Annotated in this window: 25 protein-coding genes; 17 read left to right on the top strand and 8 right to left on the bottom strand. The window is 72.9% G+C overall.

Going from position 1 to position 22,492, the window contains the following annotated elements:
* Positions 1–3 precede the first annotated feature (3 nt).
* Together ABUW04_RS21965 and bioB are read right to left on the bottom strand one after the other, a co-directional pair.
* Positions 4–1,236 carry an adenosylmethionine--8-amino-7-oxononanoate transaminase gene (locus tag ABUW04_RS21965; protein ID WP_380566372.1) on the bottom strand — a complete coding sequence of 411 codons (1,233 nt, stop codon included), beginning with the start codon at positions 1,234–1,236 and terminating at the stop codon, positions 4–6.
* A 74-nt stretch (positions 1,237–1,310) separates the two neighbouring features.
* Positions 1,311–2,435 carry a biotin synthase BioB gene (bioB, locus tag ABUW04_RS21960; RefSeq protein WP_380566328.1) on the bottom strand — a complete coding sequence of 375 codons (1,125 nt, stop codon included), beginning with the start codon at positions 2,433–2,435 and terminating at the stop codon, positions 1,311–1,313.
* 177 nt (positions 2,436–2,612) lie between these two features.
* Here bioB and ABUW04_RS21955 point away from each other — a divergent pair, with 177 nt between their 5' ends.
* The 3 genes from ABUW04_RS21955 to ABUW04_RS21945 are packed head-to-tail and all read left to right on the top strand — an operon-like array spanning position 2,613 to position 5,056.
* The gene (locus ABUW04_RS21955) at positions 2,613–3,569 is read left to right on the top strand and encodes a hypothetical protein (protein ID WP_157624026.1); all 957 of its coding nucleotides are present in this window, start codon (positions 2,613–2,615) and stop codon (positions 3,567–3,569) included.
* A 51-nt stretch (positions 3,570–3,620) separates the two neighbouring features.
* Complete coding sequence (locus ABUW04_RS21950; RefSeq protein WP_380566327.1) at positions 3,621–3,851, top strand: hypothetical protein; 231 nt, start codon at positions 3,621–3,623, stop codon at positions 3,849–3,851.
* The gene (locus ABUW04_RS21945) at positions 3,848–5,056 is read left to right on the top strand and encodes an 8-amino-7-oxononanoate synthase (protein WP_380566326.1); all 1,209 of its coding nucleotides are present in this window, start codon (positions 3,848–3,850) and stop codon (positions 5,054–5,056) included. Before ABUW04_RS21950 ends, ABUW04_RS21945 begins: the two co-directional genes overlap by 4 nt.
* Here the strand turns inward: ABUW04_RS21945 and ABUW04_RS21940 are convergent.
* The gene (locus tag ABUW04_RS21940; protein ID WP_380566325.1) at positions 5,034–5,966 is read right to left on the bottom strand and encodes a hypothetical protein; all 933 of its coding nucleotides are present in this window, start codon (positions 5,964–5,966) and stop codon (positions 5,034–5,036) included. The two genes, ABUW04_RS21945 and ABUW04_RS21940, sit on opposite strands and share 23 nt — an antisense overlap.
* A gap of 91 nt (positions 5,967–6,057) precedes the next feature.
* Here ABUW04_RS21940 and ABUW04_RS21935 point away from each other — a divergent pair, with 91 nt between their 5' ends.
* Entirely contained in the window at positions 6,058–7,050 is a 993-nt protein-coding gene (locus ABUW04_RS21935; protein WP_380566324.1) for a Gfo/Idh/MocA family protein, read from the top strand.
* Positions 7,051–7,089: 39 nt separating this feature from the next.
* Here ABUW04_RS21935 and ABUW04_RS21930 read toward each other — a convergent pair whose 3' ends face one another.
* Positions 7,090–7,563: a C40 family peptidase gene (locus ABUW04_RS21930; protein ID WP_380566323.1), complete on the bottom strand. Its 474-nt coding sequence runs from the start codon at positions 7,561–7,563 to the stop codon at positions 7,090–7,092.
* An 851-nt stretch (positions 7,564–8,414) separates the two neighbouring features.
* Between ABUW04_RS21930 and ABUW04_RS21925 the strand changes: the two genes are divergently transcribed.
* The 7 genes from ABUW04_RS21925 to ABUW04_RS21895 are packed head-to-tail and all read left to right on the top strand — an operon-like array spanning position 8,415 to position 13,519.
* The gene (locus tag ABUW04_RS21925; RefSeq protein WP_030262098.1) at positions 8,415–8,717 is read left to right on the top strand and encodes an urease subunit gamma; all 303 of its coding nucleotides are present in this window, start codon (positions 8,415–8,417) and stop codon (positions 8,715–8,717) included.
* 44 nt (positions 8,718–8,761) lie between these two features.
* Complete coding sequence (locus ABUW04_RS21920) at positions 8,762–9,073, top strand: urease subunit beta (protein WP_380566371.1); 312 nt, start codon at positions 8,762–8,764, stop codon at positions 9,071–9,073.
* The gene (locus tag ABUW04_RS21915; RefSeq protein ID WP_380566322.1) at positions 9,066–10,820 is read left to right on the top strand and encodes an urease subunit alpha; all 1,755 of its coding nucleotides are present in this window, start codon (positions 9,066–9,068) and stop codon (positions 10,818–10,820) included. Before ABUW04_RS21920 ends, ABUW04_RS21915 begins: the two co-directional genes overlap by 8 nt.
* Before the next feature lie 24 nt (positions 10,821–10,844).
* Positions 10,845–11,522 carry an urease accessory protein UreF gene (locus tag ABUW04_RS21910; protein ID WP_380566321.1) on the top strand — a complete coding sequence of 226 codons (678 nt, stop codon included), beginning with the start codon at positions 10,845–10,847 and terminating at the stop codon, positions 11,520–11,522.
* Positions 11,523–11,547: 25 nt separating this feature from the next.
* Entirely contained in the window at positions 11,548–12,222 is a 675-nt protein-coding gene (gene ureG / locus ABUW04_RS21905; RefSeq protein WP_380566320.1) for an urease accessory protein UreG, read from the top strand.
* On the top strand, positions 12,210–13,004 hold the full coding sequence (locus ABUW04_RS21900; protein ID WP_380566319.1) for an urease accessory protein UreD: 795 nt from the start codon (positions 12,210–12,212) through the stop codon (positions 13,002–13,004). The genes ureG and ABUW04_RS21900 overlap by 13 nt, the downstream gene beginning before the upstream one ends.
* Positions 13,001–13,519: an NUDIX domain-containing protein gene (locus ABUW04_RS21895; RefSeq protein WP_380566317.1), complete on the top strand. Its 519-nt coding sequence runs from the start codon at positions 13,001–13,003 to the stop codon at positions 13,517–13,519. The genes ABUW04_RS21900 and ABUW04_RS21895 overlap by 4 nt, the downstream gene beginning before the upstream one ends.
* 13 nt (positions 13,520–13,532) lie before the next feature.
* On the opposite strand, the gene ABUW04_RS21890 is transcribed toward ABUW04_RS21895, so the two are convergent.
* Both ABUW04_RS21890 and ABUW04_RS21885 read right to left on the bottom strand, forming a co-directional pair.
* Positions 13,533–13,826 (bottom strand): hypothetical protein, encoded by a 294-nt coding sequence (locus tag ABUW04_RS21890; protein ID WP_380566316.1) that lies wholly within the window; start codon positions 13,824–13,826, stop codon positions 13,533–13,535.
* 159 nt (positions 13,827–13,985) lie between these two features.
* Positions 13,986–14,897 carry an SDR family oxidoreductase gene (locus ABUW04_RS21885; protein WP_380566315.1) on the bottom strand — a complete coding sequence of 304 codons (912 nt, stop codon included), beginning with the start codon at positions 14,895–14,897 and terminating at the stop codon, positions 13,986–13,988.
* A gap of 154 nt (positions 14,898–15,051) precedes the next feature.
* On the opposite strand from ABUW04_RS21885, the gene ABUW04_RS21880 reads away from it, so the two are divergent.
* Positions 15,052–17,058 carry an oxidoreductase gene (locus ABUW04_RS21880; protein WP_380566314.1) on the top strand — a complete coding sequence of 669 codons (2,007 nt, stop codon included), beginning with the start codon at positions 15,052–15,054 and terminating at the stop codon, positions 17,056–17,058.
* A gap of 44 nt (positions 17,059–17,102) precedes the next feature.
* A complete protein-coding gene (locus ABUW04_RS21875; protein ID WP_380566313.1) occupies positions 17,103–17,681 on the top strand; it encodes a PadR family transcriptional regulator in 579 nt (192 codons plus the stop codon).
* Between the two features lie 28 nt (positions 17,682–17,709).
* Here ABUW04_RS21875 and ABUW04_RS21870 read toward each other — a convergent pair whose 3' ends face one another.
* Positions 17,710–18,777: a trypsin-like serine peptidase gene (locus ABUW04_RS21870; RefSeq protein WP_380566312.1), complete on the bottom strand. Its 1,068-nt coding sequence runs from the start codon at positions 18,775–18,777 to the stop codon at positions 17,710–17,712.
* 175 nt (positions 18,778–18,952) lie between these two features.
* Here ABUW04_RS21870 and ABUW04_RS21865 point away from each other — a divergent pair, with 175 nt between their 5' ends.
* From ABUW04_RS21865 to ABUW04_RS21855, 3 genes are read left to right on the top strand one after another with little or no spacing between them, the layout of a single operon-like run.
* A complete protein-coding gene (locus ABUW04_RS21865) occupies positions 18,953–19,426 on the top strand; it encodes a MarR family winged helix-turn-helix transcriptional regulator (RefSeq protein ID WP_380566311.1) in 474 nt (157 codons plus the stop codon).
* Positions 19,423–20,307, top strand: a complete 885-nt coding sequence (locus ABUW04_RS21860) for an ABC transporter ATP-binding protein (protein ID WP_380566310.1) — start codon at positions 19,423–19,425, stop codon at positions 20,305–20,307. Before ABUW04_RS21865 ends, ABUW04_RS21860 begins: the two co-directional genes overlap by 4 nt.
* Complete coding sequence (locus ABUW04_RS21855; RefSeq protein WP_380566309.1) at positions 20,267–21,166, top strand: ABC transporter permease; 900 nt, start codon at positions 20,267–20,269, stop codon at positions 21,164–21,166. The genes ABUW04_RS21860 and ABUW04_RS21855 overlap by 41 nt, the downstream gene beginning before the upstream one ends.
* Positions 21,167–21,184: 18 nt before the next feature.
* On the opposite strand, the gene ABUW04_RS21850 is transcribed toward ABUW04_RS21855, so the two are convergent.
* Positions 21,185–21,466 carry a DUF3099 domain-containing protein gene (locus tag ABUW04_RS21850; RefSeq protein WP_037597310.1) on the bottom strand — a complete coding sequence of 94 codons (282 nt, stop codon included), beginning with the start codon at positions 21,464–21,466 and terminating at the stop codon, positions 21,185–21,187.
* A gap of 163 nt (positions 21,467–21,629) precedes the next feature.
* Between ABUW04_RS21850 and ppk2 the strand changes: the two genes are divergently transcribed.
* Positions 21,630–22,436 carry a polyphosphate kinase 2 gene (ppk2, locus tag ABUW04_RS21845; protein WP_380566308.1) on the top strand — a complete coding sequence of 269 codons (807 nt, stop codon included), beginning with the start codon at positions 21,630–21,632 and terminating at the stop codon, positions 22,434–22,436.
* Positions 22,437–22,492 lie beyond the last annotated feature (56 nt).

Here is a 22,492-nt window from a genome sequence, read left to right as displayed (position 1 = left end):
GGATCAGCCCTTCCCGGCGGCGGCGACGACCCCCGCGCAGACCGCGGCCAGATCGTCGTCGCCGGTCACGTACGGCGGCATGGTGTAGACGAGGTCGCGGAACGGGCGCAGCCAGACGCCCTCGCGGGCGGCGGCGCGGGTCGCCGCGGCCACGTCCACCTCGTGGTCCAGCTGGACCACCCCGATGGCGCCCAGCACCCGGACGTCGCTGACGCCGGGGAGGTCGGCGGCGGGGGCGAGACCGGCCCGCAGACCGGCCTCGATCCGCTTCACCTCGACCGCCCAGTCCTGGCCCAGCAGCAGCTCGATCGAGGCGTTCGCCACCGCGCAGGCCAGCGGGTTGCCCATGAACGTCGGGCCGTGGGCGAGCACCGGGACCTCGCCGCCGCTGATGCCGGCGGCCACCTCGGTCGTGCACAGGGCCGCGGCCAGCGTCAGATAGCCGCCGGTCAGCGCCTTGCCCACGCACATCACATCGGGGGAGACCCCGGCGTGGTCGGCGGCGAACAGCGCACCGGTGCGGCCGAAGCCGGTCGCGATCTCGTCGAACACCAGCAGCACGCCGTGCAGGTCGCAGAGCCGTCGCAACTCCCGCAGCAGCGCGGGGGAGTGGAACCGCATCCCGCCCGCGCCCTGCACCACCGGCTCGACGATCACGGCGGCGGTCTCGGCGGCGTGCCGGCCGATCAGCTCGTCGAGACGGGCCGCGTAACCGGGGTCCAGCGGGGCGTCGAAGCCGTCCGGGGGTGCGTCGGCGAAGATCTGACGGGGCAGCACCCCGGTCCAGAGCTGGTGCATCCCGCCCTCGGGGTCGCACACCGACATCGGGTGGAAGGTGTCGCCGTGGTAGCCGCCGCGCCAGGTCAGCAGCCGCTGCTTGGCCGGGCGGCCGACCGAGCGCCAGTACTGCAGGCACATCTTCGCGGCGACCTCGACCGCGACCGAGCCGGAGTCGGCCAGGAAGACGTGGCGCAGCGGTTCCGGGGTGATCTCCACCAGCCGGGCGGCCAGCCGGACCGCCGGCTCGTGGGTGAGGCCGCCGAACATCACATGGCTCATCCGGCCCAGCTGGTCGCGGACCGCCTGGTCCAGCACCGGGTGCCGGTAGCCGTGGATCGCCGACCACCACGAGGACATGCCGTCGACCAACTCGTCCCGGCCCTCGACCGGCTGCGCCATCCGCAGCCGCACCCCCTGTGCGGACTCGACCGCGAACGGGGGGACGGCGGCCGGCATCGCGCCGTAGGGGTGCCAGACGTGCGCGCGGTCCAGTGCGAGCAACTGCTCGGTGTCGCCGGGGTCGAAGCCGGTCACGCGTTCGGGGGCAGGTCGGTGCCGGCGCCCCGGCGGCGCACCGAGACCAGGTCCCGGCGGCGGTCCGCGAGCTGCTCGACCAGGTCGCCGTCGGCGGCGAGCTCGGCGGCGGCCGGCTCGCGGTCGCGGAGCAGGGTCTTCTCGTCCGAGCCCTCCACCACGAAGCCGGCGTCCGCGATCATGTCCAGGTCGGTCTGTCCGGCCTGCCCCTCGCTGGTCAGGTAGTCGCCCAGGAAGATGGAGTTGACCAGGTGCAGCGCCAGCGGTTGCAGGCTGCGCAGGTGCACCTCGCGGCCGCCCGCGAGGCGGACCTCGATGTCCGGGCAGACGAAGCGGACCATGGCCAGGATCCGCAGGCAGCGCTGCGGGGTGAGGTTCCACTCCTTCGCCAGCGGGGTGCCCTCGAACGGGATCAGGAAGTTCACCGGTACCGAGTCGGGGCTCAGCTCGCGCAGCGCGAACACCACGTCCACCAGGTCGGCGTCGCTCTCGCCCATGCCCGCGATCAGACCCGAGCAGGCGGACAGCCCGGCGGCCTGCGCCTGCTGCACCGTGTCCACCCGGTCGGCGAAGGTGTGGGTGGAGCAGATGTCGGTGTAGGTGTCCTCGGAGGTGTTGAGGTTGTGGTTGTAGGCGTGCACCCCGGCGTCGCGCAGCCGCTCGGCCTGGCCGTCGGAGAGCAGGCCGAGACAGGCGCAGATCTCGACCTCGTCGTTCTCGGCCTTGATGGCCGAGACGGTGTCGGCGACCCGCTCCACGTCCCGGTCGGTCGGGCCGCGCCCGCTGGCGACCAGGCAGACCCGCTTGGCGCCGCCGGCCAGGCCGGCCTTGGCGGCCGCGGCGGCCTGGTCCGGCTTCAGCCAGGTGTACTTGAGGATCTCCGCCTTGGACCCGAGCCGTTGCGAGCAGTAGCCGCAGTCCTCCGGGCACAGCCCGCTCTTCAGGTTGACCAGGTAGTTGAGCTTCACCCGGCGGCCGAACCACTGGCGGCGCACCCGTCCGGCGGCGGCGACCACGTCCAGCAGGTCCTCGTCCGGGGTGGCGAGCACGGCCAGGGCCTCCTCCCGGGTCGGGAGTTCGCGGCGCAGGCCCTTGGCGACGAGGGTTTCGAGCAGATCCATGGTGGTGATCCTGCCTCCCGGGAGGGTCCCGCCGCCACGTCGGAACCTGCCAGAAGATCGCCGTGAGGATTGGTCCCGAGGTGACAGAACCACACAGTCACGGCGTCGCGGGCGAAAAACAACCCGTCCCCCGCACCCCCTGATCACCGCGCGGGGGGACCCCATACACTCATCCGCATGACCACGACGGGGGAGCAGCCGGGGGCACACCAGAGCACGCCCCAGGCCCGGTCGTCGGCCCGTCGGCACCGGCGCCGCAAGCCCCGGCGGTGGGCCCTGGTCGGCGTGCTGGTGGTGGCCGCGACGGGGGTCACCTGGGCCGAGGTGCAGTACCTGGGTCCCTCGCACCTGGACCAGCAGGCGGCGGCCGACGGGATCTCCCAGGACTCCGCGGGGCAGCAGGGCGGGGCCGCCGCCTCGGGCAGCGACGCCAACGCCAACCTGGTCGACTTCCTGCTGCCGAAGAAGGTCGACTACCCGGCCACGGCGACCAGCCCGCAGGGCTACCTGGGCACCCGCTACGCCGTGCTCGACCAGCCCAAGGGATCCTGCGGCCCGGCCTTCGCCGCATCCGCCCCGGCGGCCGCGACCGCCCACTGCACCGGGTATCTGACGGCCGATTACGTACGGGACGGCAAGCCGGTGGAGTACTCCTCGGTGACGGTCCTCTACTACCCGGACCGCGCGGCGGCCGCTCGGGCCGCGAGCGCCCTGCTGGTCGGGCAGACCGCGCAGTCCGCGCTGCAGTTCCGGCAGCCGGGTGCGGGGCTGGCGGCGACCGTCGCGCAGCCCAGCGCCTCTCCGACGGCGGGTGCCGGGTCCTCCTCCAAGGCGCCGCAGAGCCAGTCGTCGACCCCCGACTCCAAGTCGGCCACCGCCTCGGCGTCGGCGCATCCCTCGGCCTCCGCCTCCGCCTCGTCCGCGCCCCCGGTGGCCCAGGACCCGGCGAACGGCGCCACCCTGGTCCATGTCGCGGCCGTCGGCCAGGCCGTGACCGTCGTCCAGACCGCCTACCAGGACAGCAGTCCGCTGACCGCGGACCTGCAGACCCCCACCTGGTACCTCTCCTACGCCCTGGCCGAGGCGCTGGCCTGGGAGCCGGACCAGACCGGCTCGGGTTCGACGGCGCCCTGAGCGGCCCGAGCGCCCCTGGGCGGTCCGAGGGCCCCGCGTAGGATCGGCGCCGTGGACAGTGAAACCGAACCCGATGCCCGCGCCGACGGCGACGCCGCCGGGTACTGCGCGACCGGCGAGCCCGCCGCCCCCACCGCCCTCGTGGCGGTGACGGCCGGGCAGCCGGTGGCCGACTGCGTGCTGTGCGGCGAGCCCAGCGAGCACCCGGCCGACGCGCCCGGCGCTCCGCTGTGCGCGCTCTGCGAGTGGCAGCAGGCCCAGCGCGGGGCGTGCTCCGGATGACCGTCGACTCCCCCCGCCCGGAGACGCTGCCGGACGCCCTGCCGTCGGCGCCGGAACCACAGCGCCCGGCCCCCTTCGACTGGCTGGACGAGGCCGCAGCCCGGCGCCGCAGTGCCGGGCTGGTTCGCACGCTGCGGCCGCGCGCCGCCGACGAGCCGCTGCTCGACCTGGCCAGCAACGACTACCTGGGCCTGGTGCGTCACCCCCGGGTCACCCGGGCCGCCGCCGACGCCGCACTGCGCTGGGGCGGCGGCGCCACCGGATCGCGCCTGGTCACCGGCAGCACCGCGCTGCACGCCGAGTTGGAGGCCGAACTCGCGGCCTTCTGCGGCGCCGAGGCGGCCCTGGTGTTCTCCTCCGGCTACACAGCCAACCTCGCCGCGGTCACCGCGCTCACCGACGCCGACACCGTCATCGTCTCGGACGCGCTGAACCACGCCTCGCTGATCGACGGCTGCCGGCTGTCCCGGGCCAGGGTGGCCCGCGCCGCGCACCGCTCGCCGGACGCGGTCCGGGCCGAACTCGCGGCCAGGGCCGAGCCGCGGGCCCTGGTCGTCAGCGACTCGGTCTTCTCGGTGGACGGCGACGCCGCCCCGCTGGCCGGCCATGCCGCCGCCTGCCGGGACCACGGCGCAGCGCTGCTGGTGGACGACGCGCACGGGCTGGGGGTCCTCGGCCCGGGCGGCGCGGGTGCGCTCGCCGCCGCCGGTCTGGCCGGGGCCCCGGACGTGGTCGCCACGGTCACCCTCTCCAAGTCGCTGGGCTCGCAGGGCGGTGCGGTGCTCGGTCCGCGCCGGGTGATCGAACACCTGGTCCAGTCGGCCCGGACCTTCATCTTCGACACCGGCCTGGCGCCGGCGGCGGTCGGCGCGGCGCTCGGCGCGCTGCGGCTGCTGCGGGAGCAGCCGGAACGCGCCGAGCGGGCCCGTGCGGTGGGCCGCGAGCTGTCCGACCGGCTGACGGCGGCCGGGCTGGACGCCTCGGTCCCCGACGCCGCCGTGGTGTCGGTCCGGGTCGCGGCTCCGGAGAAGGCGCTGGCCTGGGCCGCCGCCTGCCGCGAGCAGGGCGTGCTGGTCGGCTGCTTCCGGCCGCCGTCCGTCCCCGACCGCTGGTCGCGGCTGCGGCTGACGGCCCGGGCGGACCTGACCCGGGAGCAGATCGCCCACGCGGTGGAGGTACTGGTCAGGGCCGAACCGTCACGGTGAGGACGGCGGTGTGGTCGTCGAACCCGGCGGCGGCGTCGGTGCCGGCAGCGGCGGCAGCGGCGGTGCCCTGACGGGCCGTCCGGAACTGGACGAACAGGCGCCAGTCGCCCGCCTCGGGGAAGGTGCTGCGGAAGGCGATCCCCCGTCCGGGCAGCGGCGTGAACGGGACCAGCGCCAGGTCGCCGGGGTGGACCGCGGTCAGCTGCGCGGGAGCCCCGTCCAGCGGCCGCAGCGGATCGCTGCCGGCCGGCGCTTCCACGGCCAGCCGGAGCACCACCGGCCGTCCCGCGGCCGGGCTGCCGCTGAGGCGGAGGGTGTAGCCGTCGACCGAGGCGGTGTCCGACGGCGGGTCGAGCGGGCTGGTCTCCCAGGCGCCCGGCACCTGCAGGGCACGGCCCAGCAGCAGGTCGGCGGAGCGGCCCGGGGGCAGCCGGCTGCTGCTCGGGGCGAAGGCCAGGTATACGCGCCAGCGGCCGGGGTCCACCTCGCCCAGCGGCGCGCTCCACACCCCTTCGCCGAGATCGGCCGGCACGACCCGGCGGAACCCGGTCAGGTCCGAACGGACCAGGTAGGCCCGGGCCGTGTCCGGACCGCCGCGGAAGGTGGTGACCGCGCTCCCGTCGGGGGCCAGCACCCGGAAGAGGTAGTCGAGCGAGCGGACCGCGCCGGTGGGCTGCTCGCCCACCGATTCGAGCCAGTAGCCTCCGGCCGTCACGGCCAGGCCTGCCGCGCTGATGGTGGGTCCGTCGGCCGGGGCGGGCGACTCCGCGGCCGGGACGGCCGCCGGTGCCACCGCGGGGGTGCGGTCGGACGGGGAGCCGCTGGTGGTCGGCTGCGCGGCACAGGCCGCGAGCAGCAGTCCCACTGCCGGGACCAGGCGGGCGATGGGGGACCATCGATGATCGGACATGCCCTGCCTAACGCCGCTCCGCGCGCCACGGCACGCCGTCCGGCGACACCGCCCCTGGACGAGTGGCAGGTCAGCGAGGTGGGATAGGCCCATGACCGACACCATTCGCTGGGGCATCCTGGCCACCGGCGGCATCGCCGCCGACTTCGCCCATGACCTGAAGCTGCTCCCCGACGCCGAGCTCGTGGCGGTCGGCTCGCGTACCGAGGCCTCCGCCCGGGCCTTCGCCGACCGCTTCGACATCCCGCGTGCGCACGGCAGTTGGGCCGAGCTCGCCGCGGACGACGAGGTGGACATCATCTATGTCGCCACCCCGCACCAGGCCCACTACGAGGCGACCGCGCTCTGCCTGGAGGCCGGGCGCGCCGTGCTGTGCGAGAAGCCGTTCACCCTCAACGCCGCGGACTCCCGGGCGCTGGTGGAGCTCGCCCGCAAGCGCGGGGTGTTCCTCATGGAGGGCATGTGGATGCGCTGCAACCCGGCGATCAGGAAGATGCTCGACCTGATCGCGGACGGCGCCATCGGCGAGGTCGGCATCGTGCACGCCGACTTCGGCTTCCCCGGCCCGACCGACCCGCTACACCGGCTGCGCAATCCGGAGCTGGGCGGGGGAGCCCTGCTGGACCTGGGCGTCTACCCGGTCTCCTTCGCGCACCTGCTGCTGGGCAAGCCCGACACCGTCGCGGCCCACGCCTCGATCTCCCCGGAGGGGGTGGACCTCAACACCGGGCTGGTGCTCGGCTACGACTCCGGCGCGCTGGCGACGCTGAGCTGCGGCATCGTCGCCAGCAGCCCCGGCCGCGCCTATGTCGGCGGATCCCTCGGACGGATCGAGGTACCGCCGCTGTTCCTGCGGCCGGACTCGTTCACCCTCTACCGCAACGGGGGTGACGACGACCGGCCGGAGGAGTTCAACCTGCCGGTCACCGGCATCGGCTTCGCCCACGAGGCGGAGGAGGCGATGCGCTGCCTGCGTGCCGGGCTGGTCGAGAGCCCCCTGGTGACCTGGCAGGACACCGTCGAGGTGATGGAGGTCCTGGACGCGGCCCGCGAGCGGATCGGCGTCCGCTACCCCGGCGAGTAGCGGACGGGCCGGTCCGGACGCCTCGGTTCGGACCGGCTGTCAGCGGATGCGGCCGTACCAGACCGCGCTGGTCCAGATCTTCTCCAGCTTCACGTAGGAGCCGGTGTAGGGGGCGTGCCAGATCCTGCCGCCGCCGGCGTAGATGCCGACATGGTAGACCGAGCCGCCGGAGTGGAAGAAGACCAGGTCCCCGGGGCGCAGGGCGGCCTTGGAGATGTGCTGGACGCTGTTGTACTGGGCCTGCGCGGTACGGGGCAGGGACTTGCCCGCGTGCTTGAAGGAGTAGTACGTCAGACCGGAGCAGTCGAACCGGTTGGGTCCCGCGGCGCCGTAGCGGTAGGGGTCGCCGTGCTTGGACGCGGCGATGTTCAGTGCCTTGGCCTCGATCGTGGCGGCGTCGGCGGGACTGCTCGCCAGCAGGGTGCTGCCGGCGAAGGCGGCGACGGTGAGCGCGGTGGTGACGCCGGCCCGCCAGCGGCGGTTGGGGGCATGGTTGAGCACGGACGCAGTCATGCGTTTCCTTCCGGAACCGCCTACGAAAGGTCTCCCTGTCGGGTTCGGGCTCCGAAAGCTGCCCGTCCGCCGCGTGGGTTCACGCGGCGGCTTCACCCCAAGGGACGGTCGAGCCGTCCCGCCCTGATCGGGTCTCCCGCTCTCGCCTGTCAGGTGTGTGGGCACCTGGCGTCCGACCGGTGGCGAGACTCGGCGTCCGGCCGGACCGCCTCGCCACGGCGGCGAGGACTTCTCCGTTCGGCCGACAGTATTGGCACGTTTTTATGGGATCTTCACGATCCAACGGATATCTGTGACTCTTGTCACTTTGCGTTTCCTATGCGTCCACAACATGAACGATCAGCGCTCTGACGATCATTTATTGGGATTGTTCAGGGGAGTTGGCAAAAATCACACTGTTCCCGGAAGTACCGACTGACCTGCACTGATGTCAACGGTAATGCGGAGTGCGAGGGGTGATGATGCGCCATTCTGCGTGTCCGGTTCTCGTCCGTCCGAACGGGGCGACAAATGACGGAGCCTCATATTCCGGCCGTCCGGGTTCCGCTTTTGCGGACGACTTGGCGTGCGCACGCCTTGGCTGTGCCGGCCCCGGCAGAACGCCTCCGTGTGACGCGCCCCCTCACCGGAAACCCTTTCGTTCCGCTAACGTGTCGGCACACGATCCAGGCCACGGGCGCGGATCGGCCGTGGCGGCGGCGGGCAGTGCGGCCCGTGTGCGACGCCGTCCGCGGCCGGTACCCCCGCTGCGCACCGGGTGGGGTCGTCGGCTCATTCCGCGGCACAAGGGCGTGCCCGCGTCCCACTCCCCAGGCAGCATGCATGGGACGCCCCGCAAGAGGTGTACGCCGATGAGACTGACCCCGCACGAGCAGGAACGCCTGCTCATCCATGTGGCCGCCGACGTGGCCCGGGCCCGGCGCGAACGCGGGCTGCGGTTGAACCATCCGGAGACCGTCGCCATCCTCACCGTGCACGTCCTGGAAGGCGCGCGGGACGGGCGCACCGTCGCCGAGTTGATGGAGTCGGGGCGCAAGGTGCTCACCCGGGAGGACGTCATGGAGGGCATCCCGGAGATGATCCACGACGTCCAGGTCGAGGCGACCTTCCCGGACGGCACCAAGCTGGTCACCGTGCACGAGCCGATCGCATGAGCGCGGACCGCACCGGCGCCGAACGCAGCGCCGCCGACGCGCCCCTGATCCCCGGTGAGATCCTGCTCGGCAGCGGCGACATCGAGCTGAACCTGGGCCGTGAGGTCACCGTGCTGGCCGTGGTCAACGCCGCCGACCGGCCGATCCAGGTCGGATCGCACTACCACTTCGCCGAGGCCAATCCGGGGCTGTCCTTCGACCGCGCGGCCGCCCGCGGGCAGCGGTTGAACATCCCGGCCGGCACGGCCGTGCGCTTCGAGCCCGGCATTCCGGCCGAGGTCGAGCTGATCCCGCTGGGCGGGCGCCGCGAGGTGCTGGGCCTGCGCGGCGAGACGAAGGGGAGCCTCGATGACTGACCCGACCGCACCACGCCCGGCCGCCGCGTTGACGCTGACCCGGCGCCGCTACGCGCAGCTCTTCGGGCCGACCACCGGGGACCGGATCCGGCTGGCCGACACCGATCTGCTGATCGAGGTCGAGCAGGACCTGAGCGCCGGCGGCGACGAGGCGGTGTTCGGCGGCGGCAAGGTGATCCGCGAGTCCATGGGCCAGTCCCGCGCCTCGCGGGCCGAGGGCACCCCCGACACGGTCATCACCGGCGCGGTGGTGCTGGACCACTGGGGCATCGTCAAGGCCGACGTGGGCATCCGCGACGGACGGATCACCGCACTGGGCAAGGCCGGGAACCCGGAGACCATGGACGGGGTCCACCCCGACCTGGTGATCGGCCCGGACACCGAGGTGATCGCGGGCAACGGCAGGATCCTCACCGCCGGTGCGGTGGACGCGCACGTCCATCTGATCTGCCCGCAGATCTTCGAGGAGGCCCTGGCCAGCGGCGTCACCACGCTCCTCGGCGGCGGCACCGGACCGGCCGAGGGCAGCAAGGCCACCACCATCACCCCCGGCAGCTGGCACCTGGCGCGGATGTTCGCGGCGGCCGAGCAGTACCCGGTCAACTTCGGGCTGCTGGGCAAGGGCAACACCGTCTCCACCGAGTCCATGCGCGCGCAGCTGCGGGCCGGCGCGCTGGGCTTCAAGATCCATGAGGACTGGGGCTCCACCCCGGCCGCCATCGACGCCTGTCTGCGGGTCTGCGAGGAGTCCGGCGCCCAACTCGCCATCCACACCGACACCCTGAACGAGGCCGGGTTCGTCCAGGACACCCTGGCGGCCATCGCCGGCCGCGGGGTGCACGCGTACCACACCGAGGGCGCCGGGGGCGGGCACGCCCCGGACATCATCACCGTGGTCTCGCAGCTCAACGTCCTGCCCAGCTCGACCAATCCGACCCGTCCGCACACCCGCAACACCGTGGACGAGCACCTGGACATGCTGATGGTCTGTCACCACCTCAGCCCCAGCGTGCCCGAGGACCTGGCCTTCGCCGAGTCCCGGATCCGTCCCTCGACCATCGCCGCCGAGGACTTCCTGCACGACCTGGGCGCGATCTCGATCATCAGCTCCGACTCCCAGGCCATGGGCCGGGTCGGCGAGGTGATCATGCGGACCTGGCAGACCGCCCATGTGATGAAGCGCCGTCGCGGCTCGCTCCCCGGCGACGGCCGCGCCGACAACCGGCGGGCCCGGCGCTATGTCGCGAAGTACACCATCAACCCGGCGGTGGCGCAGGGGCTGGACGGCGAGATCGGCTCGGTGGAGGCCGGGAAGCTGGCCGACCTGGTGCTGTGGAACCCCGCGTTCTTCGGCGTCAAGCCCGATCTGGTGGTCAAGGGCGGTCAGATCGCCTGGGCCCAGATGGGCGACGCCAACGCCTCCATCCCCACCCCGCAACCGGTGCTGCCGAGGCCCATGTTCGGCGCCATCGGCCGTGCCCCGGCCGCCAACTCGCTCAACTTCGTCACCCAGTCCGCCCTCGACGACCAGCTGCCGGAGCGGCTCGCCGAGGAACTGGGCATCGGCAAGACGTTCACGGCGACCCGCAACACCCGCGGCGTCACCAAGGACCACCTGCACGAGAACACGGCCAGACCGGAGGTCACCGTCGAACCGGACACCTTCACCGTCCGCATCGACGGCGAGGTGGTGGAGCCGCAGCCGGCGGCCGAACTTCCCATGGCCCAGCGCTACTTCCTGTTCTGACGAGCGACGGCGACAGGTGCCCGCATGATGAACCCAGCCCTCCTGGTCCTCGCCGACGGACGCTTCCCGGCCGGCGGCCACGCCCACTCGGGCGGTGCCGAGGCCGCCGTCAAGGCCGGGCGGATCCGGGACAGCGCCGGCCTCGCGGCGTTCTGCGCCGGACGGCTGCACACCGCCGGACTGACCGCCGCCGCGCTCGCCGCGGCGGCCGGCGGCCGGATCGACCCGCTGGACCTGGACGGCGCCGCGGACGCCCGGATGCCCTCCCCGGCGCTGCGGGCCGCCTCGCGCCGCCTGGGCCGGCAGCTGATCCGCGCCGCCCGGACGGTCTGGCCCGATGCGGCGTTGGAGCGGCTGGCGGCGGAACGGCCGCGCGGGGTGCACCAGCCGGTGGTCCTCGGCCTCACCGCGGCGGCGGCGGGTCTCACCCCGGCCGACGCCGCGTCGGCCGCGGCCTACGAGAGCGTCTCGGGGCCGGTCACCGCATGCGTGCGGCTGCTGGGACTCGACCCGTTCCGGGCCACCGCGGTCCTGGCCGGGCTGACCGCGGAACTCGCCGAGGTCGCGGCGCGGGCCGGCGAGGCGGCGGCCGAGGCCGGGGCGACCGGGGACCTCGACGCCCTCCCCGCCGCCTCGGCCCCGCTGCTGGACCTCTACGCCGAACAGCACGCCGGCTGGGCCGTGCGCCTCTTCGCCTCCTGACCCTTCTTCACAGAGGAGACCGACCATGCATCGTGACCACGACCTCCCCGCCCCGCTGCCCGGGGTGGAGCCGCTGCGCGCCGACGGCCGCCGCCGCGCCCTGCGGATCGGCCTCGGCGGACCCGTCGGTTCCGGCAAGACCGCGACCGTCGCCGCGCTGTGCCGGGTGCTGCGCGACGAGCTCTCGCTGGCCGTCGTCACCAATGACATCTACACCACCGAGGACGCCGAGTTCCTGCTGCGCAACGCGGTCCTGCCGCCGGAGCGGATCACCGCGGTGGAGACCGGCTGCTGCCCGCACACCGCCATCCGCGACGACATCTCCGCCAACCTGGAGGCGGTCGAGGACCTGGAGGACGAGGTCGGGCCGCTGGACCTGGTGCTGGTCGAGAGCGGCGGCGACAACCTCACCGCGACCTTCAGCAAGGGGCTGGTCGACTACCAGATCTTTGTCATCGACGTCTCCGGCGGCGACAAGATCCCCCGCAAGGGCGGCCCCGGGGTCTCCACCTCCGACCTGCTGGTCATCAACAAGACCGACCTGGCCCCGCTGGTCGGCGCCGACCTGGGGGTGATGGACCGCGACGCCAGGGCGCAGCGTGGCGACCTGCCGGTGGTGTTCTGCTCGCTCGCGGCGGCGGACGGCGTCGCCCCGATCGCCGAGTGGGTCCGCGGCAGGCTGCTCGAGTGGACCAAGTGAGCGGTGGCGGTGCCCCGGTCGGCGCTTCGTCGGTGCGGGCCGTGGCGCGGATCGCGGCCGAGCCGGACGGCCGCGGCGGCACCGCGCTGCCCCTGCTCACCGGGGACGGACCGCTGGCGCTGCGGCGCACCTCGCACCCGGAGGGCGGCGGCGCGGCCCAGGTGACGATCGTCGGTGCGATGGCCGCCCCGCTCGGCGGGGACCGGCTGCGGATCGAGGTCGCCGTCGCGGCCGGGGCCCGACTGCGGGTCACCAGCGCCGCCGCCACGGTCAGCCTGCCGGGACGGATTCCGGCGCCGGCGCACTACGACCTCGATCTGACGGTGGCCGAGGGCGGCGAGTTGGAGTGGCTGCCGGAGCCGGTGATCGCCGCGCAGGGCAGCGTGCTGCGGATGACGACCAGGGTGACGCTGGCGGCGGGCGCCCGGCTGCTGCTGCGCGAGGAGCAGGTCCTCGGGCGGAGCGGCGAGGCCCCGGGCCGCCTCACCGCCCGGCTGACCCTGCGTCACGACGGCCGGACGGTGCTGGACCAGCAGACCGACCTCGGGCCGGGCGCCCCGGGCTGGGACGGCCCCGCCGTGCTGGCCGAGCACCGGGCGCTCGGCCAACTGCTGCTCTGCGAACCGTCCCTGACCGAGAAGCCGGCCACCGCCCGGTTCCTCGCCGAGGGGGCGGCGGAGGCCGCGCTGCTCCCGCTCGCCGGAGCCCCGGCGCTGCTGGTCACCGCTGCGGCCCCGGACGGCCTGCGGCTGCGCAGGGCGATCGATAGGGTGCTGCGATGAGCGACGAGACCGAGGAGAACGAGCGCGGGCGGATCTCCCGCCGCGCCGCCCGGATCCTGGTGCTGGACCCGGAGGGCGCGGTGTTCCTCCAGCTCCACGACGACATCGAGGTCGGGCCGCACTGGGTGCTCCCCGGCGGCGGCCTGCACCCGGGCGAGGACGAACTCGCCGGCGCACTGCGGGAGACCGTCGAGGAGACCGGCTGGACGGACGTGGTCCCCGGCCCGGCGCTGTGGATCTGGGAGCACGACTACACCCGGTCGGGCGTGCCCACCCGCCAGCACGAGGTCATCTTCCTGGGCTCGGCCCCGCGCCGGGACCCGATCGGCGATCTCACCGAGTCCTTCGCCCACGACGGCATCATGACCTGCCGCTGGTGGACCCCGGACGAACTGGCCGACTGCGCCGAGGTGCTGTGGCCCCCTCAGCTGGTCCGGCTGCTGGCCGACCTGCGCCGCGAGGGGCCGCCGGCGCAGCCGATCGATCTGGGGTACGTCCCCAACGAGCCGCGCTGAGGCACCTGCCGGATCAGCCGTGGTGGTGGCCGCCACCGCCCATGTCGTGGCTGGTGTGGGTGGGCGTGGAGCCGATGTCGTGGTGCTGGTGGTGACCGCCGTGGTGGTGACCCCCGCCGTGGTGACCGCCGTGCGGCGGCACAGCCGTGTCGATGCCGTACGGAGTGGTGCCGTCCTCCCACACGCCCCGGGTGCGGCGGGTGTCCGCGTACGGACGCGTCTGGCGTCCGGCGCGCACGATGGACTTGACGATGAAGTTGAGGAAGGCGAGCCCGACCAGGACACCGACGACAATGATGAAGACCATGAACGATCATCCCCCTGAACGGCGCCCCGACCGGTCGTCGGTGCGGCGTGGGATCAGGGTGCCCAGCCGTACGCACGATCCCACCTGATTTGATCGAATCCAGAGGTTCGGACTTCCGGCGCCGACCGCACCGCCGGCCGCACCACCGGCCAGTGCCTGCTACAGCGCCTCACCCATCGGGCCGTACTCCGGTTCCAGCGTCTCGGCCCAGTACGCGGCGAAGTCGGGTCGGCTGCCGTCCGCGTCGGTGAAGCCGTAGTCCTTGGAGAGGTCCCAGGTGGCCAGCGCCCGGCCGGTCCTGGCCATGACGTCCGGGTCGGCGGCCAGCGCGGCCACCGCGCGGCCGAGGTAGGCGGGCGACTCGGACTGCGCGAAGTGCGGGTCCTTGGCCGCGCCGTCGCGCCAGTTCGCCTCGGTCACCCCGAGCCCGTCCAGCATCGCCTCCGAGCGCAGGAACCCCGGGGTGAGCGCGACGGCCGCGACACCGTGCGGACGCAGCTCCGCCGCCTGCGCCACGGCCAGCCGGATCACCGAGGACTTCGCCAGGTCGTAGAAGAGCGAGCCGCGGTAGCGGGCCGAGTTCCCGTCGGTCACCTCGACGACCAGGCCGCGGCGGCGTGCGACCAGCAGTGGGAGTGCGTAGCGGCTGGTGATGATGTGGGTGTCCACGGCCCGGCGCAGCAGCCGGAAGCCCTGGTCGAGGTCCTGCTCCCAGATCGGGTGCTCCCAGTCGCTGAGCGGGTCGCCGCCCCAGACGCAGTTCACCAGCAGGTCCAGCCGTCCGTCCTGCTCGGTGGAGATCCGTTCGACCAGCGCGCGGACCTGGTCCGGCCGGCTGTGGTCGGTGCGGACCGCGATGCCGGTGCCTCCGGCGGCGGTGACCAGGTCGGCGGTCTGCTCGACGGTCTCCGGGCGGTCGAGGTCGGAGCGGCCCGCGGTGCTGCTCCGGCCGGACACGTACACGGTGGCCCCGGCCGCGCCGAGCTCCACCGCGATCCCGCGCCCGCCGCCCCGGGTACCGCCGGCGACCAGGGCCACCGTCCCGTCCAGGGGCCGGTTCGGGTCGGTCATGCTGCGCCTCCAACGCTCGGCGGGAACTTGTCGACCGGTCGAGACTCGCACGGTCCGGCAGCCGGGGCATCCGAAAACCGTTATGCACTTTGTTGCAGAAGCGAGGCGGTCCGGTCTACCGTGGCCGGACACCACCGTGCGAGGAGGCTCGGACATGAGCGCGTACCCCCATCTGCTGGAGCCGTTGGACCTGGGCTTCGTCACGCTGCCCAACCGGGTGCTGATGGGGTCGATGCACATCGGGCTGGAGGAGGCCGAGCGCGGGTTCGAGCGGATGGCGGAGTTCTACGCGACCCGGGCCCGGGGCGGGGTCGGCCTGATGGTCACCGGGGGGATCGCGCCTAACGAGGAGGGCCGGCCGTGGTCCGGCGGGGCGAAGCTGACCACCGAGGCGGAGGCGGAGCAGCACCGGGTGGTCACCGAGGCGGTGCACCGGGAGGGCAGCCGGATCGCCATGCAGATCCTGCACTTCGGCCGCTACGCCCACCACGCCGACCTGGTCGCCCCCAGCGCGCTGCAGGCGCCGATCAGCGCCTTCACTCCGCGTGCGCTCGGCGAGGACGAGGTCGAGCGGACCATCGAGGACTTCGTCCGCGCCGCCGAGCTGGCGAGGTTCGCCGGGTACGACGGGGTCGAGGTGATGGGCTCGGAGGGGTATCTGATCAACGAGTTCATCGCCGCCGGCACCAACCGGCGGACGGACCGCTGGGGCGGCGACTACCGGAACCGGATCCGCTTCCCGGTGGAGATCGTGCGCCGGGTGCGTGAGCGGGTGGGGGCCGACTTCATCCTGGTCTACCGGCTGTCGATGCTGGACCTGGTGCCCGGCGGCTCGACGTTCGACGAGGTGGCCACACTGGCCAAGGAGGTCGAGGCGGCGGGGGCGACGCTGATCAACACCGGGATCGGCTGGCACGAGGCGCGCATCCCGACCATCGCCACCTCGGTGCCGCGCGGGGCGTTCGGCTGGGTGACGAAGAAGCTGATGGGGTCGGTCGGGATCCCGCTGGTCACCAGCAACCGGATCAACACCCCGGAGCTGGCCGAGCAGTTGCTCGCGGACGGCGCCGCCGACATGGTGTCGCTGGCGCGTCCGCTGCTCGCCGATCCCGAGTTCGTCGCCAAGGCGGCGCAGGGGCGGGCCGAGACGGTGAACACCTGCATCGGCTGCAACCAGGCCTGCCTGGACCACACCTTCAGCGGTCGGATCACCTCCTGCCTGGTCAATCCACGGGCCTGCCACGAGACGGAGCTGGTGCTCACGCCGACCCGGACGCGCAAGCGGGTCGCCGTGGTCGGGGCCGGGCCCGCCGGGCTGGCCTGTGCGGTGTCGGCGGCCGAGCGCGGCCATGCGGTGACCCTGTTCGACGCCGCGGCGGACATCGGCGGCCAGTTGAACACCGCCCGGCGGGTGCCGGGCAAGGAGGAGTTCGACGAGACCGTCCGCTACTTCCGGAGCCAGCTGGCGCTGCGTCAGGTGGAGCTGCGGCTGGGCGCCGAGGTCGGCGCCGGGACGCTGCTGGAGGGCGCGTTCGACGAGATCGTGCTGGCCACCGGGGTGCTGCCGAGGGTTCCGGAGATCGAGGGGGTGGACCACCCCAGCGTGGTGGGCTACCTGGACGTGCTGCGGGACGGCGCGCCGGTGGGGGAGCGGGTCGCGGTGCTGGGGGCGGGCGGCATCGGGTTCGACGTCGCCGAGTTCCTGACGCACGATCAGGACGGTGACTTCTACCGGGCCTGGGGCATCGACACCGGGTACCGGGAGCGGGGCGGGCTGCGCAGTCCGCAGCGCGGGACCGCGCCGCGCACCGTGTACCTGCTGCAGCGCAAGAGCAGCAAGGTGGGCGCCGGGCTGGGGAAGACCACCGGATGGATCCACCGGACCGAGCTGAAGCACCGGGGCGTGGTCATGGTCGCCGGGGTGACCTACGAGCGGATCGACGACGAGGGCCTGCACCTGACGACGGCCGAGGGCGAGCGGCAGGTGCTGGCGGTGGACACGGTGGTGCTCTGCACCGGGCAGGAGCCGCGCCGGGACCTGCACGCGGCACTGCTGGAGGCCGGGGTCCGGGCGCATCTGATCGGCGGCGCGGACGTCGCCGCCGAGCTGGACGCCAAGCGGGCCATACTGCAGGGGACCACGCTGGCAGCCGCCCTGTAGGCAGCCGCCCTGCAGCTGCCGGGAACACGGGAGAGCCCTCGTCGATGTCGCTGCCGCACGCCATTCTGACCGCCCTGCTGGAGCGGCCGTCCTCGGGTCTGGAACTGACCCGGCGGTTCGACCGGTCCATCGGCTACTTCTGGTCGGCCACGCACCAGCAGATCTACCGCGAGCTGGGGAAGCTGGAGCAGGGCGGCCTGATCGAGGCGGTGCCGCAGCCGCCGTCGCGGGGGCAGCGCAAGGAGTACCGGGTGCTGCCGGACGGCCGGGCCGAGCTGGTGCGCTGGGTCGCCGAGGGGCAGGACCCCAAGCCGGTCCGGGATCCGCTGCTGCTGCGGCTGCGGGCCGCCGCGGTGGTCGGGACGGCCGGGCTGGACGTCGAGCTGCAGCGCCATCTGGCGGAGCACCGGCGGCAGTTGGAGGAGTACCTGGAGATCGAGCAGCGGGACTTCCCGGCGGACGGGTCGGGCGGCGGCGACCGGCTGCACCACCTGGTGCTGAAGGCCGGGATCGCGCTGGAGACGTTCTGGGTGCAGTGGCTGGCCGAGGCGGTCGGCGAGCTGGCCGGGGTACCGGCCGCGGATGAGGCCGCTGGGCCCGGGCAGCCGGGGATCGCCGGTTGACCTGCGGCGACGTCGTCCCCCGGACCGGTCAGCCGTTGGCCGCCGCCGTCACGGCCTGCTGGTACAGGCTCTGCACGGAGTCGTCGAACAGGGCCGCGTAGGAGACGTCGTCGGTGTCGCCGCCCTCCTGGTAGCCGCCGATGACACCGATCAGGGTGCCCGACCCGGTACTGGCGTCGTAGTTCTCCAGCCAGCCGCTGCCGCTGGTGCCGCCCGGGTAGCCGGTGCAGGCGACCTGCAACTGGGTGGAGCTGAAGGCGGTGCTGAGGCAGGTGCCGGTGATCGGCTCGTCGGTGTCGGAGGGGTAGCCGGTGATCTGCACGGTGGTGTCGGTGACCCCGCTGGTGTCCAGGCTGTAGGCGCCGACCACGGACTGCAGGCTCTTGCCGTTCAGCGGCTGCACCACGGCGAAGGCCACGTCGTCGTCCTCGGACTGGTTGTCGGTCCAGGCCGAGCTCTCGATCACGTCGGTGATCTTCCACTCGCCGTACGGAGCGGTGCCGTCGTGGTAGCCGGGGACGAAGGTCGCGGTGCTGCTGCCGCTGCTGAGGCAGTGCGCGGCGGTGACGATCAGATCGCCGGCCGGGCTGTCCACCACACTGGCGGTGCAGGTGTGGCCGTCCGAGATGCTGCCGGAGAAGATCGCGCCGACCTGGCTGGGCTGCTCGTCGCTGGTCAGCGTGACCGACTGGCCGGTGGTGGTGATCGGCGCCGCGGCGGTGGACTTGGTGGCGCTCGCGGAGGCCGTCGCAGCGGAGGATGCCGCCTTGGTGGTCGCGGCCTTGCTCGCGCTCCTGGTCGTGCTGTCACTGCTGCCCGCCGACGCGCTGGCGCTGGCGCTCGGGCTGGCGCTCGGGCTGGCGCTGGTGGCGGCACTCGCGCCGGTGCCAGCAGCCGCTGCCGTGGTCGACGAGACCTTCTTGGCCGTGTCGATGGACCGGAGCAGATTGACGCTCGCGCCCGCCGTCCCCGTCGTCGCGACGACGAGTCCGCCGCCGACCATGATCCCGGCGGTGATCCCCATCACGATGCGGCGTCGGGACCTGCGCCCGGATCGGATCCGGGTGAGACGACTTCCTGGTTCGGCGTCCTTCATGGGCTGCTCCTTACCTCGGCGCCGGAATCGACACCTTCGGGGGCAGGGTCGAACCGGACAGCACCATCCGATCCTGGTGGGCGGTGCTGAGACAGCTGTGTGAGAAAAGTAAGAACTGTCTGATCATCGCGGAAGGTCTGGAAAATTACCTCTCCTAAGGAGGTAAAATCCAGGTATGGCCGAGCACGATCGAACCGATCAAGCCGAGGACGCGAACGAACTCGCCGAGCTGCTCGTGGGCATCCATCGGCTGATGCGTCGCAGGCTGCGCCACGATCTCGGCACCGCGCGGCTGCGGGGCGCGCAGGTGGAGCTGCTGCGCCTGGTGCGGGGCCGGCCCGGGATCGGGGTGGCCGCGGCGGCCAAGGAGCTGCACCTGGCCGGCAACTCGGTCTCCACCCTGGTCAACCAGCTGGTGGCGGCCGGATACCTGGAGCGCAGGCCGGACCCCAGGGACCGCAGGGCCGCGCAGCTGACCGTCACCGAGGCGGCCCGGCAGCGGATGGGGGAGTGGGACGCCCGGCGCAGCGAACTGATCACCCGCCATGTCGCCGGACTCCCGGCGGAGGACCGGAAGGCCCTGACCGCAGCGCTGCCGGCGCTGCGCAGGCTCACCGAAGGACTGCACGACGAGCTGGAGGCGATATGACCGTACGGCTGCCCGAGAACCCACCCACCGACGAAGCCGCTGCGGAGGGCGCCGCCGCGGCCGTCCGCTGCAGCGGACTGGAGTACGCCTTCGGCGCCACCAGGGCGGTGGACAACCTCGACCTGACCGTGCGCACCGGTGAGGTGTTCGGCCTGCTCGGACCCAACGGAGCCGGCAAGACCACGGCGATCCGGGCCATCACCACGCTGCTCCCGGTCCCGGCCGGGATGGTCACCGTCTTCGGCCACGACACCGCCAGGGAGCGGATGGCGGTCCGCCGGCTGCTCGGCTACGTGCCCCAGCAGCTGTCCGCGGACGGCGGCCTGACGGGTCGTGAGAACGTCTCGCTGTTCGCCAGGGTCTACGATGTGCCGCGCCGGGAGCGGGCCCCCAGGGTCGCCGAGGCGCTGGAGGCGGTGGCCCTCACCGAGGCCGCAGACCGCCTGGCGGGGACCTACTCCGGCGGCATGATCCGCCGTCTGGAACTGGCCCAGGCCCTGGTCAGCGCCCCGCGTCTGCTGATCCTGGACGAACCCACGATCGGCCTGGACCCGATCGCCCGCACCAGCGTCTGGGACCGGATCGACGAGATCCGGCAGGCCACCGGGATGACCGTGCTGGTCACCACCCACTACATGGACGAGGCCGAGCAGTACTGCGACCGGGTCGCGCTGATGCACCGGGGCCGGATCCGCGCCCTCGGCACCCCCGAGCAGCTCAAGGCCGACCTGGCCGGGGAGCTGGAGGCGCCCACCCTGGAGGACGTCTTCCGCCACCACGCCGGCCAGGGCCTGCACGGCGGGTCGTCCGCCGACTCCAGCGACGGAGAGGATTTCCGCGATGTCCGCCGTACCCGCCGTACCGCCACCCGTGTCGGCTGAGGCCCCAGCCGGGCCCGCCCCCGCCGGGGCCGTGGCCGCCGCCGGATCGACCGCCTCGCTCTCGCTGCTGCTGGTGCCGCCGCGGGCCCGTACCGGCTGGCAGCTGGTGCCGGCCCGGGTCCTGGCGATGTGCATCGTGGAGCTGCAGAAGCTGCGCCACGACCGCACCGAGCTCTACACCCGGGCGGTGCAGCCCGCGCTGTGGCTGCTGATCTTCGGCGAGACCTTCAACCGGATCCACGCCATCCCCACCGGTTCCGTCCCCTACCTGGACTTCCTGGCCCCCGGGATCATCGCCCAGTCCGCGATGTTCATCGCCATCTTCTACGGCATCCAGATCATCTGGGAGCGGGACGCCGGCGTGCTCACCAAGCTGTTGGTCACCCCGACCCCGCGGTTCGCCCTGGTCACCGGGAAGGCCTTCGCGGCCGGGGTGAAGTCGGTGATCCAGGCCCTGGTGGTGATCGTCTTCGCGGCGATCCTGGGGGTCGGCATGACCTGGAACCCGCTGAAGCTGCTCGGCGTGGTGCTGGTGGTCGTGCTCGGCGGGGCGTTCTTCTCCTGCCTGTCGGTGACCATCGCCGGGATCGTGCTCACCCGGGACCGGCTGATGGGGATCGGCCAGGCCATCACCATGCCGCTGTTCTTCAGCTCCAGCGCGCTCTACCCGGTCAGCATCATGCCCGGCTGGCTGCAGGCGGTCAGCAAGGCCAACCCGCTCAGCTACCAGGTGGACGCGCTGCGCGGGCTGCTGCTCGGCAGTCCGGCGCACCTGGGCACGGACATCGCGGTGCTGGCGTTTGCCGCGGTGCTGGGCATCTCCGCGGCCTCGGCCCTGCTGGGCCGGCTGGCCAAGTAGAGGGTCAGGGGTCAGGGGTCAGGGGTGCGGGGGTCGCTCCTCGTGGTCGGGCGCATCCCGGTCGTGACCCTTGTCGTTCCAGCGCGGGTCGTCCCAGCGGGGGTCGTCCCACCAGTCGTCGTCGCGGTCCCTGGAGTTGGCCAGGACCGCGGCGACCGGCGGGATCACCATCGCCACCACGCACATGCCGATGGCGGCGCCGACCGAGTAGAAGCGCACGACTCCCCACGCCATGACGAACAGCCCGATGCAGACGCCCATCATGACGAAGTAGCGGACGTGGCGCCGGTGAGCCTGCACACCTCAAGGCTACGACCGCGGGTCCTCCGGCGCGACGATCGGCGCGGCGATCGTCGCAACGAACGGCGCAACGAAGGGCGCGGCGATGCGGGCGACGGCCCCCGGTTCGGACGTACGGTGTGACGATCAGTCGAACCGGCGAGCGGACAGGGGTGCCCCAGGCGTGGCGGAGACCAGGCTCAAGAAGAAGCCCTACGAGCGTGAACTCTTCCGGCTGCAGACCGAACTGGTGGTCCTTCAGGAATGGGTCCGCAGCGCCGGGGCCCGGGTGGTGGTGGTCTTCGAGGGCCGCGACGCCGCCGGCAAGGGGGGTGCGATCAAGCGGGTCACCGAGCACCTCAGCCCCCGCGTCGCCAGGGTCACCGCCCTGCCCGCGCCCACCGAGCGGCAGCGCACCCAGTGGTACTTCCAGCGCTACATCGAGCACCTGCCGGCGGCCGGGGAGATCGTGCTGTTCGACCGCAGCTGGTACAACCGGGCCGGGGTCGAGCGGGTGATGGGGTTCTGCACCCCGGACGAGTACCACCGCTTCCTGCACCAGTGCCCGATCTTCGAACGGGGGCTGGCCGAGGAGGGCATCCACCTGCTCAAGTACTGGTTCTCGGTCAGCCTGGAGGAGCAGGAGCGCCGGTTCCGGGCCCGCCGGGACGACCCCATGCGCCGCTGGAAGCTCTCCCCGATGGACCTGGAGTCCATCACCCGTTGGGAGGACTACTCCCGGGCCAAGGACGAGATGTTCGTCCACACCGACATCCCCGAGGCCCGCTGGCACGTGGTGGAGAGCGACGACAAGCGCAGCGCGCGGATCAACATGATCTCGCACCTGCTCTCCGCGATCCCCTACGAGGAGATCCCCACCACGCCGATCGAGTTCCCCGAACGCCCGCCCTCCCGCGGCTACCAGCGCCCCCCGCGCGACGAACAGCACTACGTCCCGGACGTGGCCGCCGGCCTGGGCAAACAGAGCTAGCCGGGGGCTAGGAGTCGGCGGCCTGCACCCAGTAGAGCTGCTTGTGGCCGCGGGAC

Origin of the sequence: Streptacidiphilus jeojiensis, assembly GCF_042510965.1 — a bacterium.
Classification (GTDB): domain Bacteria; phylum Actinomycetota; class Actinomycetes; order Streptomycetales; family Streptomycetaceae; genus Streptacidiphilus; species Streptacidiphilus jeojiensis.
The sequence above is the reverse complement of the archived record's forward strand: the minus strand, read 5'-3'. Positions and strand labels throughout refer to the sequence as shown.